Annotated in this window: 9 protein-coding genes; 4 read left to right on the top strand and 5 right to left on the bottom strand. The window is 69.1% G+C overall.

The genetic code is table 11. The features are described from left to right. Window positions 1-80: 80 nt before the first annotated feature. Both eda and QMX80_RS03585 read right to left on the bottom strand, forming a co-directional pair. The gene (gene eda / locus QMX80_RS03590) at window positions 81-719 is read right to left on the bottom strand and encodes a bifunctional 4-hydroxy-2-oxoglutarate aldolase/2-dehydro-3-deoxy-phosphogluconate aldolase (protein WP_055768637.1); all 639 of its coding nucleotides are present in this window, start codon (window positions 717-719) and stop codon (window positions 81-83) included. After that, window positions 706-1,728 carry a sugar kinase gene (locus QMX80_RS03585; RefSeq protein WP_282275320.1) on the bottom strand — a complete coding sequence of 341 codons (1,023 nt, stop codon included), beginning with the start codon at window positions 1,726-1,728 and terminating at the stop codon, window positions 706-708. Before QMX80_RS03585 ends, eda begins: the two co-directional genes overlap by 14 nt. 272 nt (window positions 1,729-2,000) lie before the next feature. Between QMX80_RS03585 and QMX80_RS03580 the strand changes: the two genes are divergently transcribed. Both QMX80_RS03580 and QMX80_RS03575 read left to right on the top strand, forming a co-directional pair. Next, window positions 2,001-4,796, top strand: a complete 2,796-nt coding sequence (locus QMX80_RS03580; RefSeq protein ID WP_282275318.1) for a TonB-dependent receptor — start codon at window positions 2,001-2,003, stop codon at window positions 4,794-4,796. Window positions 4,797-4,936: 140 nt separating this feature from the next. Continuing rightward, window positions 4,937-8,731: a LamG-like jellyroll fold domain-containing protein gene (locus QMX80_RS03575; RefSeq protein WP_282275316.1), complete on the top strand. Its 3,795-nt coding sequence runs from the start codon at window positions 4,937-4,939 to the stop codon at window positions 8,729-8,731. A gap of 179 nt (window positions 8,732-8,910) precedes the next feature. Here QMX80_RS03575 and QMX80_RS03570 read toward each other — a convergent pair whose 3' ends face one another. The 3 genes from QMX80_RS03570 to QMX80_RS03560 form a co-directional block, all read right to left on the bottom strand. Further along, window positions 8,911-9,513, bottom strand: coding sequence for a cysteine dioxygenase family protein (locus tag QMX80_RS03570; protein ID WP_282275315.1), 603 nt, complete (start codon window positions 9,511-9,513; stop codon window positions 8,911-8,913). A gap of 69 nt (window positions 9,514-9,582) precedes the next feature. Then, entirely contained in the window at window positions 9,583-11,178 is a 1,596-nt protein-coding gene (locus QMX80_RS03565; RefSeq protein WP_282275314.1) for a carboxylesterase/lipase family protein, read from the bottom strand. Beyond that, on the bottom strand, window positions 11,175-12,137 hold the full coding sequence (locus tag QMX80_RS03560) for an alpha/beta hydrolase (protein WP_282275313.1): 963 nt from the start codon (window positions 12,135-12,137) through the stop codon (window positions 11,175-11,177). The genes QMX80_RS03565 and QMX80_RS03560 overlap by 4 nt, the downstream gene beginning before the upstream one ends. Before the next feature lie 165 nt (window positions 12,138-12,302). Here QMX80_RS03560 and QMX80_RS03555 point away from each other — a divergent pair, with 165 nt between their 5' ends. Both QMX80_RS03555 and QMX80_RS03550 read left to right on the top strand, forming a co-directional pair. After that, complete coding sequence (locus tag QMX80_RS03555; RefSeq protein ID WP_055768617.1) at window positions 12,303-13,127, top strand: 2-keto-4-pentenoate hydratase; 825 nt, start codon at window positions 12,303-12,305, stop codon at window positions 13,125-13,127. 36 nt (window positions 13,128-13,163) lie between these two features. After that, the gene (locus QMX80_RS03550) at window positions 13,164-14,168 is read left to right on the top strand and encodes a TRAP transporter substrate-binding protein (protein WP_273083644.1); all 1,005 of its coding nucleotides are present in this window, start codon (window positions 13,164-13,166) and stop codon (window positions 14,166-14,168) included. Window positions 14,169-14,176 lie beyond the last annotated feature (8 nt).

The following is a 14,176-nucleotide window of genomic DNA, read 5'->3' as shown; positions in this document are numbered from 1 at the left end:
CTGGCGACGTCCGGCGGACGCCGCATTGATCGTGATCACGCCCTGGGCAGGGAGCATGCGCCGGGACGCCGCCCGCCGGCTCAGCCTGCCAGCACCGCCGCTTCGCGCGCCAGCCGCTCGATGCCGGTCCAGTCGCGCGCCGCCAGCAGCTCGCGCGTGGTCAGCCACGAACCGCCCACGCACAGCACGTTGGGCAGGTGCAGGAACTGGGCGGCGGTCTGCGCGCCGATGCCGCCGGTCGGGCAGAAGCGCACGTCGCCGAACGGGCCGTTCCATGCCGACAGCATCGCCGTGCCGCCGGCCTGCACCGCCGGGAAGAACTTGAACGTGTCCAGCCCCTGCTCCAGCCCGCGCATCAGCTCCGACGAAGTGGCCACGCCCGGCAGGAACGGCAGGTCGGTATCGCGCGCGGCGGCGTAGAGCCGGTCGGTGGCGCCCGGCGAGACCGCGAAGCGGCCGCCGATGGCCTTCACCTGCTCCATCTGCCCCGCGTCCAGCACGGTGCCGGCGCCGATCACCGCGTCGGGCACGGCCTCGACCATCGCCTTGATCGCCGCCATCGCGGTGGGCGTGCGCAGCGTCACTTCGATCACCGGCAGGCCGCCGCGGAACAGCGCCTGCGCCACCTGCACCGCATCGTCGATGGCGTCGGGGGTGAACACCGGGACCACCGGCGCCAGCTTGAGGACAGCGCGCACGCGCGGATCAGCGCCGGACATCGAACCTTCCTTCGCCCACCAGGGCCATGACGTCGGCCACGCCGACCGGGTTGAAATCGCCGGGAATGGAGTGCTTCAGGCAGCCCGCGGCCAGGCCGAAGCGGATCGTGGCATCCGCGTCGAAGCCTTCGATCAGGCCGTGCAGCACGCCGGCGGCGAAGGCGTCGCCGCCGCCGATGCGGTCGACGATATCGGTCAGCTCCTCGGTCGGCGCCACGGCGCGGGTGCCGTCGCGGCCGAGCAGCATCGCGCCGAGCGAATGGTGGCCGACGCTGTGCGTCGTGCGCTGGGTGCAGGCCAGGTACTGCAGGCGCGGGAAGGCGGCGAACGCCATCGCCGCGGCCGCGTCCACGCGTGCCTGCGCCTCGGCCTGCGGAAACCCGCCGCCCAGCACCACGCCGATGTCGCGGTGGTCGGCGAACACGATATGCGCGCAGTCGAACAGGTCGCGCAGGATCGCCTTCGCGTCGCCGCCCCAGCGTTCCCACAGCTTCGGCCGGAAATTGCCGTCGAAGGACACCTTGATGCCCGCCGCGTTGGCCGCGCGCGCTGCCGCCAGCGTGGCCTGCGCGGCCTCGGCGCCGAGTGCCGGACTCACCCCGGACAGGTGCAGCCACTGCGCGCCGTGCAGCAGCGCCGGCCAGTCGTAGCTGTCGGCGCGCGCGTTGGCGAAGGCCGAATCGGCGCGGTCGTAGACCACCTCGCTGGGCCGGTGGCCGGCGCCGGTGGTCAGGAAGTACAGGCCCATGCGGCCTTCGCCGCGGCGCACCCGGCCGGTGTCCACGCCATGCCGGCGCAATTGCCCGGTCACCGCCGCGCCCAGCGGGTTGTCGGCGACCACGCCGACCATCGCCACGTCGTGGCCGAAGTGCGCCAGCGCCACGCCGACATTGGCCTCGGCACCGCCGCAATGCACCTCCAGGGCCGGGGTCTGCAGCAGCAGCTGGTGGCCGGGGGCGCCGAGCCGCAGCAGCAGCTCGCCGAAACAGACAACACGGGGGGAACTCATCGGGACTCCTGTCGCGGTCTACACGGGCGGGAATGATGGCACGATAGTTTGACCATCGGTGTCATACATCCGGAATTGTCTCTTGTCCCTGTCGGTATCGGCGCCGTAATGTCCCAAAGACAAGGGGTTGCGGCGGTTTCTCCGTCTGTTGCAGTGCAAGATGCTCCCTCCCTGCGCGCCTGCTACTTTCGGTTTTGACCAGCGGTGTCATAGGCCTTTGGCACTACAGGAATCACCGCTTCGCATGTAAACCTTTGGAGAGGGGGAAACACATGTATCCACACAGCAAGCAGAAAAAGACACCGGTTACCTTGCTCGCGCTGTCGATCGCGCTGGCCCTGCAGGCCGGCGCCGCGTCGGCGCAGGATGCCGGCGCTGCCGCCACCGAACTGGACACCGTGACCGTCACCGGTTACCGCGCCAGCGTCGAGAAGGCACTGGACATCAAGCGTGGCGAGGCCGGCATGGTCGACGCCATCGTCGCCGAGGACATCGGCAAGTTCCCGGACAGCAACCTGGCCGAATCGCTGCAGCGCATCCCCGGCGTGGTCATCACCCGCGACGGCGGCGAAGGCCGCCAGATCACCGTGCGTGGCCTGGGCCCGGATTTCACCCGCGTGCGCATCAACGGCATGGAAGCGCTGAGCACCGTCGGCAGCAGCGACGGCCAGGGCGGCACCAACCGCAGCCGCGGCTTCGACTTCAACGTATTCGCCTCGGACCTGTTCTCGCAGCTGATCGCGCGCAAGACCGCCTCGGCCGACGTGGAGGAAGGCTCGCTCGGCGCCACGGTCGACCTGCGCACCGCGCGGCCGTTCGATTACGACGGCTTCACCCTCGTGACCAACGTACAGGCGGCCTACAACGATGCCTCGCAGGCGGCCATGCCGCGCTTCGCCGGCCTGATCGCCAACAGCTGGGCCGACGGCAAGATCGGCGCGCTGCTGTCGGTGGCGTATTCCGAGCGCGATACCGTGGAGGAAGGCACCGGCACGGTGCGCTGGGCCAATGCGTTGGCGAACACACCGACCAATACGGCCAATCCGAAGGGTGTCGGCTTTGCGGGTTGCAGCACCAAGAGCGCTCCATTCCCCGGGGTCTGCAGCGACCAGGTCTACACGCCGCGCTTCCCGCGCTACACGCTGATGGAGCACGACCAGAAGCGCCTGGGCGTGACCGGTTCGTTGCAGTTCAAGCCCAGCGACCGCACCACCTTCAGCCTGGACATGCTGTACTCGAAGATCGATGCCCAGCGCGACGAGAAGTACATCGAGGCCAACGGCCTGAGCAAGACCGGCAACGACGGCAAGGCCCAGATCGTGGTCAGGGACGGGGTGGTCGAGAATGGCGCCTTGGTCTACGCGAAGATGGACAACGTCGACATCCGCGCCGAGAACCGCCATGACGAGTGGAGCACGGATTTCTACCAGGTCGGCCTCGATGGCGAGCACAAGCTGACCGACAATTTCACCCTCAGCGGCAGGGTCGGCACCTCCAGGTCCAAGCATGACAATCCGGTCCAGGCGACCATCATGATGGACAAGCTGGACGTGCAGGGTTACAGCTACGACTACCGCGGCAGCATGACCAGGCCGGTGTTCGACTACGGCGTCAGCCCGACCGATCCGAGTGACTGGACGCTGTCCACCATCCGCCTGCGCCAGAACTACGTGACCAACGAGTTCCACAACGGCGAGCTGGATTTCGCCTGGGTCGTCGGCCCGTCGTTCACCCTGAGCGGCGGCGTGCAGGGCAAGAACTACAGCTTCGATTCGATGGAGCGCCGGCGGACCGCGAACGAGGCCACCTCGCTGCCGAATTTCAGCACGGGCGGCAAGATCGTCCCGGTCGACATGACCGAACAGGCCAGCCTCGGCGGAATGGCCGGTTCGCCGGGCAAGTGGGTGGTGCCGAACTTCGACGCCATCGCCAACCTGTTCGGCGTCCTCAGCGGCGAGGGCATCTACGCGCTGAGCGATTACGCCGCCAGCATGCGCAGCGTCGAGGAACAGGACCGCAGCGGTTGGCTGATGGGCAAGTTCTCCACCGAGATCGGCTCGATCCCGGTGTACGGCAACTTCGGCGTGCGCCACGTCAGGACCAAGCAGACCTCCACCGGTGTCGCCACCGCCAGCGGCAAGCCGGTGGCCGCCACGGTGACCCGCGAATACAACGACACCCTGCCGTCGCTGAACGTGGTGGCCGAAGTCACCCCGGACTTCCTGCTGCGCTTCGCCGCGGCCAAGGTGATGTCGCGCCCGGGCCTGGGCAGCCTGACCCCGGGCGTGACGGTCAACGTCAGCGGCAGTGCGAAGACGGTCAGCGGCGGCAACCCGATGCTCGACCCGGTGCGCGCCAAGAGCTACGACCTGGGCCTGGAGTGGTACTTCGACGAAGGCGCCATGCTCGGCGCGACCCTGTTCTACAAGGACATCGGCAGCTACATCCAGAACACCCGCGAAACCCGGATCTATGCCGACAGCGGTCTGCCGGCCAGCCTGCTGGAAAATCTCAACGCCAGCCCCAGCGACGAATTCGTGTTCACCGTGCCGATCAACACCCCGGGCGGCAAGCTGCAGGGCGTGGAGCTGAACTATGTCCAGCCCTTCACCTTCCTGCCGGGCAAGTGGAGCAACTTCGGCACGCAGCTGAACTACACCTACGTGGACTCGGACATCCAGTACCTGTTGTCCTCCGGCGCCGCCGCGCAGAAGGCGCCGATGACCGGCCAGTCCAAGAATTCGTGGAACGCCACCCTGTTCTATGAAGGCAAGAGCTTCTCCGGTCGCGTGTCGGCCACCAACCGCAACGACTACCTGATCCAGGTGCCGGGCACCGAGACGGGCTTCAACAGCGAAGCCAACGGCGTCCACGGCCAGAGCGGCACCACCATCCTCGATGCGTCGATCCACTACCGCATCAGCGACAAGCTGGAAATCAGCCTGGAAGGCGCCAACCTGACCAACGAGGCGCAGGAATCGTGGGTGGCCAACCCGTCGGTGTCGCTGCCGCTGGAGTACAGCCAGACCGGCCGCACCTACACGCTGGGCCTGCGCTACAGGTTCTGATGCGATGAACCCCGCCCCGGCCCGGCGCCGGGGCGTTCCGGAGATGGTGCGACGCAGGATGTGATGGCGCACGTGCGTCGCTAACTTGGCCCACCGCATGCGGCACAGGCAACCGCACGCACGCTTCCAAGAGACGCACGATGTCACGACGTTCCGCCCGCTCCCTGCTCCGTCCCCTGCTGTTGGCTTCCGCGCTGTCCGCCGCTCTCCCGGCGGCGGCGCATTCTTCCCCGGCGCAACTGCTGTTCCGCGTCTCGGCCGACCAGGGTTTCGTCGCCGACCAGGCGCAGGGCGACGCGGTTCCCAATTTCCAGGACAAGGTGAGCCTGGTCGACGACGGTGCCCATGGCCGCGCGATCCGCTGGGAAGACGACGGCGTGCTGTCGTGGAACGCACCGGGCAACATCCGCGCCGAGCGCGGCACCCTGTCCTTCTTCTGGCGTTCGCGTTACGCCGTGGGCGAAGCGCCGTTCGTGATCTTCCGCGTCGGTTACGCCGACCACAGCAGCTGGGACATGACCTGGCTGCGCATCGACTGGAACGGCCACGGTTTCGATGCCTTCGTCACCGACGCCAACCTGGCGCGCACCCGCGTTTCCTTCCGGCTGGAAAACAACCCGTCGCCGGTGCAATGGCAGCACATCGCCTTCGCCTGGGACGAGGACCGGGGCGTGCGCCTGTTCCTCGATGGCCGCGAAGTGGCGCGCGCGGAGACCACCGGCGACTACGATGCCGCGCTCGACCAGCTCGGCCTGGCCGGGCGGGTAATGGCGCCCTACCAGGTGCAGAGCCGCTACAACTTCCTGCGCGGCAGCGACGTCGACGAGATCCGCGTCTACGACCGCATGCTCGACGCCGACGGCGTGGCCGCGCTGGCGCGCAATGCCGAACCGCGCGCGGATGACGCCGCGACCGCCTCGCAGCGGGCATGGTGGCACCGCTACGGCTGGGAAGGCGCCCCGCCGCCCGCGCTGGCCGCGGCGACAACGACGATCCGCAAGATCGAGTTCGCCGACGCCAAGGACAAGAAGCAGTGGATGTGGAAGGGCACCGACGGCATTGCCGAGACCACCTGGCCCGGCGTCTACAACCGCTCGCGCCTGCCCGGCCGCAACGACTACTTCCAGCTGCCGGACTGGAACACCTATGTTGAAGGCGGGCAGCACCTCGATCTGACGGTGCCTGCCAATGAGCAGATCAACCGCATCGAGATCCGCGGCGCGGCCTTCGGCACGCTCGACGGCGATGCCGGCACCCTATTCACCCGCCCCAAGGGCGTGGTCCGCAGCGTCGATGAGTTCGCCACCCAGACCGGTGGCGCGCTGCGCTTCTCCAACGCCGAGCAGGAAACTCCGATCCAGGAAATCTGGGGTTACCACGTCAGCGACGCCACCGAGCCGCAGGGCACGGTCAAGCAGCGCTACCTGGTCGACAGCAGCGTGCTGCCGGACTACACCAACGTCGCCGCGCTGCGCGACTACATCGATGGGCGCTTCGCACCGGACGAACGCAGCGTGGTGATGGCGCTGCCCAAGGGCGCCGGCTCGCGCCGGCGCGCGGCCGGTTCGCTGCCTGCGCATCCGCAGCCGATCGTGCACGTACTGGTGCCATCCGGCGTCGGCGACGCGCCGGCGGCGCAGCCGCTGATCCGCAGCTGGGCCTACAGCTGGGAGAACATGCACGACGGGCTGGACGGCGTGGCGCTCGATCTTCCCGCGCTCGACCTGCCGGCAACGCATGACGGATTGATCCCGCTGAACATCCGCATCAAGGATCCGATCTGGCCGGCGCGCGACATGATCGACGTGTCGGTCTCGGTGCGGCCCGGTCAGAAGCGCACGCTGTGGCTGGACCTGCGCGACCGCATCCTCACCGCCGACAGCCTGTGGATTTCCATCGCCTCGGCCGCGCCCGGCTTCAATGCCGCTTCGCTGGACGGCGCCGAAGTGCGGCTGGTGTTCAAGGACCGCGCGGAGGCGCTCAAGGAGCACGTCGCCGACCGCTTCAACCAGGTGCGCGACAACTGGGGCTTCCTGGTCGAGGAGCACACCACCTCCAAGCGCCAACGCCTGTACGCGCGTGTCTACGCCGACCTGAGCGATCTGCTGCGGGTCGATCCGGAACACGAGCTGGGCCGGCTGTACTGGAACTACATCAGCTACAACAGCCAGGGCAAGCCGCCGTTCCAGCAGCCGCAGCCGCCCAAGGGCGTTCCGCTGTGGGCGTTCCGGCAGGTGGAGGACCTCAAGCGCGTGCGCCGCTTCGTCGACTGGTGGATCGACAACCGCCAGGTCGAATACGGCGACTTCGGTGGCGGCATTTCCGACGATACCGACCTCACCCAGCAGTGGCCGGGACTGGCGCTGATGGGCGTGGAGCCCGAGCGCATCAATGCCTCGCTGACCGCGCTGTCCGATGCGGTGTACAGGAACGGCATGTTCGCCAACGGCCTGAGCACCATCGAGACCGACGAACTGCATTCCTACGAGGATGGCATCAACGCCAACAGCGCGATGCTCTACCTCAACTGGGGCGATCCACTGACCGTCGAGCGCCTGATGGAGACGGTCAAGGCCTTCGACGAGCGCATCATCCTGCGCAACCCGCAGGGGCAGCTGCTGTTCTCCAGCAACTGGTTCGGCGGCAACAAGGTCTACCGCGAACCGAACTGGCAGTGGCAGAAGCCGTACTCGTTCCCGGTGCTGCATCCGGCATTCCTGATGGGCGAGTACAACGCCGATCCCACCGGCCGCAAGCTGGTCACCGGTCTGGCCGACAGCTATCTGGCCCACGCCTACACCGACGACAAGGGCCGCTGGGCGCTGCCCAACGAGATCAACTGGGCCACCGGCAAGACCCGCGGCGGCGAGCTGAACCAGGGCTCGGGTGGCGGCGACGTCATGCACACGTTCTGGGCGGCGTGGCGCTGGAGCGGCGACGACCGCTACCTGAAGGCGCTGGACTACCGCGTGCTGCGTGGCGGCCCGAACGCGCTGTCCAACCTGGGCGAGAACTTCATCGACCTGCTCGGCCGCCAGCAGGACTGGGGCCGGCAACTGGTCGCCGACGCCGACAAGGGCGACACCGGCTTCGCCGCCATCACCGCGTGGCAGCTGAGCGGCGACAAGAAATACCTTGAAGCGCTGCATGCCGAGGGCATCCAGGCCAAGGCGCAGCGCGAGTACATGAACACCGAAGGCCACTGGTGGAGCGACCGCGTCGAGGCGCCCAGCGAGTTCCTGCAGCGCCTGCGCCTGGGCGGCATCGCGCTCAAGCGCAACCAGAGCTTCCCCGGGCACACGATGAGCTGGCGATTCGCCCAGCCCGGTGCCGCCGAGCAGGTGGCGCTGCTGGTGCATGCGCCCTCGCGCGAACGTTTCAAGGTCATCGCGTACAACCTCGGCGACCGACCGGTGGACGCGGCGATGACCGGCTGGAACATCGCCGCCGGCACCTGGCGCATCACCAGCGGCATCGACCGCGATGGCGACGACAGGATCGACGGCAAGGCGCAGGTGCGCGAGGTCGCGCTGCAGCGCAGCGCCTCGACCATGCTGCGTTTCGCGCCGAAGCAGGCACAGGTGTTCGAGTTCGAGTTGCTTGAAGCCGGCACCCCGGTGGAAACCCGCGCCGACCTCGGCATCGGCCGTGGCGACCTGCAGATCACGGAGGGAGGCGTGCGGCTGACCGTGCACAGCCTGGGCCATGCCGCCACCCGGCCGGGCCATGCGCTGATCGAGGATGCGCGCGGCCGCGAAGTGGCGCGCGTTGTGATTCCCGCGCTGGAAGCGCCGCTGGACCTGCGGCCGCGCACGGTGACGCTGGATCTGCCGCTGCCGCCCGGCTTCGACCGCCGCGGTGCCAGCGTGCGGGTGCTGCAGGAGGATGACGCGGAAGAAGTGACGTTGTTGAACAACCGCCTGCCGTTGCGCTGACAACCCCGTGGCGCCGTGCGTCGCGAAACCCCGCAGGCGGCATGCTGCCCGGAGGGGCTTGCCGCGGCAATGCCACAGCGGGGCGTTGCCCCGCTCTACAAGGCGGCCGGGGTTTTGTAGCGCCGGGCATCGCCCGGCGGGGCTTGGCCAGTAATGCCCCAGCGGGGTGTTACCCCGCGCTACGACAGCGGGGCGTCGGTCTGCATGTCCCGGCTGCCGCGCAGGTACCAGCCGGGGCGTTCCGGATCGGGGACGAATACCGTGCAGTGCTCCATCGGGCGCCGATAGACATGCACCGAGACCGCGATCTCCGTGTCGCTGGCGTTGCGCAGCACATGGAACTCGTCGGGCGGGATCAGGTTGCCGGCGCTGCCGCGTTCGCCGGTCAGGGTCGGCAGGGGCTGGAAGCGGCAGGCTTCGCCACGGGCCTCCAGCAGCCGGTAAGGGGTGATGCGCAGGGCGCCGCGCCAGACGCCTTCCACGCACCACAGGCCATCATGGTCGTGCAGCGGCGTGCCCTGCCCCGGTCCCCAGGTCATGGCGATGATGCTGTAGCCATGGCGCTCGCTGCGGTACAGCTCGCGGCGTGCGTAGTGGTCGGTGATCGGCTCGTGCACGCAGTCGGGCAGCACGATCGCCGGATCGGCGATGGCCTGCGACAACGCCTGTTCGACCCGCGCCACCGCCGCGGCAATGTCGGGCGCGAGGACCGCCGCATCGATGGCCTCCACCAGCCGGTCGCGGCCGGTGAAGTCGGGGAAACGGGTTGCATCTGAAATCATGCCGCCAGTCTAGGGCAAACCAGTGAACATTCCGTTCGCCGTCCGGCATGATCCGATGGCATGTCCGGTTCATGAGGTACCGCGCTGCACGAACGGCACCTGCGCATAGAGCCGGCGCTCGCCGCCGCGCGGGTCGTCCTGCAGGCGGCTGTCACGGTCGAACACCAGGGTCTGCCGGCGTTGCAGCGAATAGGGTTCCCAGTGCGGCAATCCGCCCTGGCCGGGATCGCCATGGTGGGCGAAGGCCAGCAGCGCGTCGCTCATCGCATCGGCCATGCGCGTGGCCGATGCGGAGCTGCCGGTGCGTGAGCCGGGCTGGTGCGTGTTGTGGAACACCAGCGGGATGTCCAGCGTGTGGAAGGCGCGCAGCCGTTCCGCCTCGCCGCCATGGTCGTACCAGTCCAATTGGTAGGCCCAGGTCGGCGCGCCCTGCCGCGCACGCGCTTCCAGTTCCTCGACCGCGCCGCGCCAGGAGCGGCCGGCCGTGGTCGCGGCGAAGAACACTTCCGACGGCGTGTAGTGCGGGTACATCCGCCGGTAGGCGGCGATCACCACCGACGGCAGCAGGTCCACGAACTGCTCCTTCTCCAGCTTCGCCGGCAGCTCGTCCCAGTCCAGTTCGAAGTTGCGCGCATCGTGGCCGAGGAAGGCGCGGGTCTCGTCGTGGGTATTGCCGATGACCATGGGAACCGCGGCCGACTGCGCGGGGGCCTGCGGCCAGAACGGATGCGCGGGCAGGTGGTGCGCATCCAGCACCGGGCCGAAATACAGGCCGGTGTCCTCGACCCATGAGGGGTCGCGCAGCTTCACCGCTTCCAGCAGCTTTTCCATCGGCAGCGTGCGCAGCGCCTGCGGGTCGCGCAGATGGAAATGCTCCAGCACCTTCCGTGCGCGCTGCGTGGCCGCGCGCGGGCCGGCCGCGGTGACCTGCTGGCCGCTCATCGTCCAGGCGCGATGGAACAGGCCGCGCGCCGCCGGCATCGCCATCAGCGTGGCGATCTTGGCGCCGCCGCCGGACTGGCCGAACACGGTGACGTTGCCGGCATCGCCGCCGAACTCGGCCGCATGCTGGCGTACCCATTGCAATGCCTGGACCAGGTCGAGCTGGCCGGCGTTGCCCGAATCGGCGAACGCGTCGCCGCCGAGGCCGGCCAGGTACAGGTAGCCGAACACGTTGAGGCGATGGTTGACGGTGACCACCACCACGTCGCCGCGCCGGCACAGGTTGCCGCCGTCGTACAGCGGATCGCTGCCCGAACCGTTGTTGTAGGCGCCGCCGTGGAGGTAGACCAGCACCGGGCGGCGGCCGCCGTCGCGCAGGGCCGGCGTCCATACGTTGAGATAAAGGCAGTCCTCGCTGCCCGGCCCTTCGCCGCTGGCCTGCGGTGCGGCGGAGCCGTAAGCCAGCGCATCACGCACACCGTGCCATGGCGTTTCCAGTGCCGCCTGCTGGAAGCGCCGCGGCGCGGTATCGGCGCCATAGGGGATGCCGCGGAAGACGTGGGAGCCCTGCTCGGTCTGGCCGGCGACGCGGCCTCCGCGCACGCGCGCGATCGGGCTGGCCTGCCCGCGCGCGGCCGCGGCCGGCAGGGCGGCGCCTAGCGAGAACAGGGCACCGGCGTACAGGAAGTGGCGGCGGTGCGGGTCGTCGGGCGCGACGGTCATGGTGCGGTCTCCACCGACTGCGCGGCGATCCAGTCCAGCGCCAGCCGCGGCCAGGCGGCGGTAGTCAGGCCGGTGATGCCGCGCGTGCCGAAGCCGTGCCCGCCGTGCGGAAACACATGCAGTTCGGCCGGTACGCCGGCCTGGCGCAGCGCGGCGTAGAAAGCCAGGCTGTTGCCGACCGGCACCGCGTCGTCGTCGCCGGCATGCACCAGGAAGGTCGGTGGCGTGTCGGCGCGGACCTGGTGCTGCATCGAGTAGTGCCGCTGCAACGCCGGTTCCGGCTGCGGGCCGAGCAGGCGTTCGCGCGAGCCGGGGTGCGCATCCGTGCCGGCCATGTCGATCACCGGGTACACCAGCAGCTGGAAATCCGGGCGGGCGCTGACGCGGTCGATGGCGTCCGTCGCCGGGTACACGGGCTGCTTGAAGCCATTGCCGAGCCGCGCGGCAAGGTGTCCGCCGGCGGAGAAGCCGATCACGCCGATGCGCCGTGGGTCCAGCTGCCATTCCCCGGCACGGGCGCGGATCAGCCGCAGGGCGCGCTGCGCGTCGGCCAGTGCGGCGTCGCGGTCCTCGCGGCCCTCGCCGGGCAAGCGGTAGCGCAGCACGAACAGGGTGATGCCGCCCTGCTCGACGAAGGCCGGCACCAGCGCCGAACCTTCCTTGTCCAGCACCACGCGCTGGTAGCCGCCGCCGGGCGTGACCAGCAGCGCGGTGCCGTTGGGCCGGGCCGGCCGGTAAACGACCAGATAGGGCTCGCTGACATGGGTGATGTACCGGTCCGGCAGCGCCGGGTCGGCACTGCGCTCCATGACCCGGGGCGCCTGGGCGAGTGCTTTGTCCCCCGGTGCCAATCCAGTCGGCCACAGTGCGATCCGCTGCGCCGAGCCAGGTACCGGCTCACCGTCCGCGCTGGCTGCCGCGGTTCCGGGGGAAAACCCGGGAAGCAGAATAAAAACCATGAATAACAATGATCTGCGGATGATGTTCGGGGACATGGGGAGTCTCGCGATGCGGAGCCGGAGGGGCTGTGATGCGTTGCGTATTGCCATATGACACCGGTTTACCATATACAGCACCCATAGCACTGTCGATGAGCAGTGCAGCAACGCCACCAGGAGAGCCACTTGAGCAACGATCAAGGCCGACAGGACCCGTCCGCCGCGCTGGACGACATCGCCCGCCACTTCGTGGAGGCGCGTCGTGCGGGGCGTTCGCTCGCGGAGTTTCCCGGCGCGATCCCCGCCGATCTGGTGACCGCGTACCAGGTGCAGGACCTGGCCATCGGCCGCTGGGATGACGCGGTGGTCGGCTGGAAGGTCGGCTACATCGCCGCCGAGCGCCGCGACGAATCCGGGGACGAGCGCCTGCTGGGCCCGGTGTTCTCGCGCAAACTCTGGAATGCTACCGGTAGCATCGTGGAGATACCGGTGTTCTCCGGCGCCGGCGGTTTCGCCGCGGTCGAGGCCGAGTACGTGCTGCGGCTCGATGCCGACGCGCCCGCCGACAAGCTCGACTGGACGCCGGACGAAGCCGCCGCCCTGCCCGCGCGCCTGTTCACCGGCGTGGAGGTGGCCAGCAGCCCGCTGGCGACGATCAACGTGCTGGGGCCGCGGGTGGTGGTTTCGGACTTCGGCAACAACAATGGGCTGGTGCTGGGCACGGAGATCGTGGACTGGGCTCGGCTGGACGAAGCGCGGCTGCTGGCGCGCACCGAGATCGACGGCAACGTGGTCGGCATCGGCGGCGCCAGCAACCTGCCCGGCGGCCTGCGCGCGGCCTATGCATTCGCGCTGGCGCGCTCGGCGCGCCGCGGACGGCCGTTGCGCCGTGGCGACCTGATCGCCACCGGCAACGCCACCGGCATCCACGACATTGCGGTCGGCCAGCAGGCCGTGATCCGCTTCGAGGGTTACGGCGAGATTTCCTGCAGGGCGGTGGCGGCCGGCTGACCGGCGCGCACGGCGGACATGCGTGGAGGGGGTTCGATGATCAATCGCAGAGGTTTCCTTGCCACCAGCCTGGGCGCGCTTGCCGCGCCGGCGCTGGTGGCCTGTTCGGGCAGCGGCCGCCAGGCCAGCGGCGATGGGCGCGTGCTCACCGCCACCGACGTCCACGTGGCCGACTACCCCACCGTCACCGCGGTCAAGTGGATCGGGCAGGAGCTCGAACGCGAGACCGGCGGCCGGCTGCGGCTGGCGCAGTACCACTCCGGCCAGCTCGGCCGCGAGTCGGAGGCGATCGACATGGCGCGGTTCGGCGCCATCGACATCACCCGCGTCTACTCCGGCGCGCTGAACAATGCCTTCCCGCTGACCCAGGCGCTGTGCCTGCCCTACGTGTTCGACTCGGTCGCGCACATGCGCCGCGCACTGGACGGCGGCATCGCCGATGCGGTGCTGGCCGGCTTCGAGAGCCGCGAGTTGGTCGGCCTGGCGATCTACGACTCGGGCGCGCGCTGCTTCTACAACACCAAGCACCCGATCGTGGAACCGGGCGACCTGCACGGCCTGAAGCTGCGCGTGGCCAGCTCGGACATCTTCCTGCAGCTGATGCGCCTGTTCGGCGCCAACCCGACGCCGATGTCGCTGGGCGACACGTTCTCCGGCATGGAGACGCACATGATCGATGGCGCCGAGAACAACATGCGCAGCTTCCACTCCAGCCGCCACTTCGAGGCCGCGCACTACTGGTCGGAAAGCCAGCATTCGTACGCGCCGGACGTGCTGCTGATGTCGCGGCGCAGCTTCGACGCGCTGGCGCCGGGCGACCGCCGCCTGCTGCTGGACCTGGCGCGGCAGTCGGTGCAGGTGATGCGCGGCGAATGGGATGCCTCCGAGGACAAGGCCCGCCAGGCGGTGCTCGCCCATGGCGTGAAAGCCAACGCGGTGGACATCGCCGCGTTCCGCGATGCCGCCGCGCCGCTGCTGCGCGACTACCTGCGCCAGCCGGAGATCGCCGCCCTGCACCGCCGCATCCGCGATTTCGCCTGAGGACCCGC

The organism is Stenotrophomonas sp. PS02297 (genome assembly GCF_029959705.1).
Lineage (GTDB): Bacteria > Pseudomonadota > Gammaproteobacteria > Xanthomonadales > Xanthomonadaceae > Stenotrophomonas > Stenotrophomonas nitritireducens.
Note: the sequence above shows the minus strand (reverse complement) of the source record. Positions and strands in the feature narration are given on the sequence as shown.

Excerpts from the sequence above, each read along its gene's own strand:
- QMX80_RS03585 (WP_282275320.1), bottom strand. The coding sequence starts at position 1,728 with ATGAGTTCCCCCCGTGTTGTCTGTTTCGGCGAGCTGCTGCTGCGGCTC.
- QMX80_RS03570 (WP_282275315.1), bottom strand. The coding sequence starts at position 9,513 with ATGATTTCAGATGCAACCCGTTTCCCCGACTTCACCGGCCGCGACCGG.
- QMX80_RS03575 (WP_282275316.1), top strand. The coding sequence starts at position 4,937 with ATGTCACGACGTTCCGCCCGCTCCCTGCTCCGTCCCCTGCTGTTGGCT.
- QMX80_RS03560 (WP_282275313.1), bottom strand. The coding sequence starts at position 12,137 with ATGGTTTTTATTCTGCTTCCCGGGTTTTCCCCCGGAACCGCGGCAGCC.
- eda (WP_055768637.1), bottom strand. The coding sequence starts at position 719 with ATGTCCGGCGCTGATCCGCGCGTGCGCGCTGTCCTCAAGCTGGCGCCG.
- QMX80_RS03580 (WP_282275318.1), top strand. The coding sequence starts at position 2,001 with ATGTATCCACACAGCAAGCAGAAAAAGACACCGGTTACCTTGCTCGCG.
- QMX80_RS03565 (WP_282275314.1), bottom strand. The coding sequence starts at position 11,178 with ATGACCGTCGCGCCCGACGACCCGCACCGCCGCCACTTCCTGTACGCC.
- QMX80_RS03550 (WP_273083644.1), top strand. The coding sequence starts at position 13,164 with ATGATCAATCGCAGAGGTTTCCTTGCCACCAGCCTGGGCGCGCTTGCC.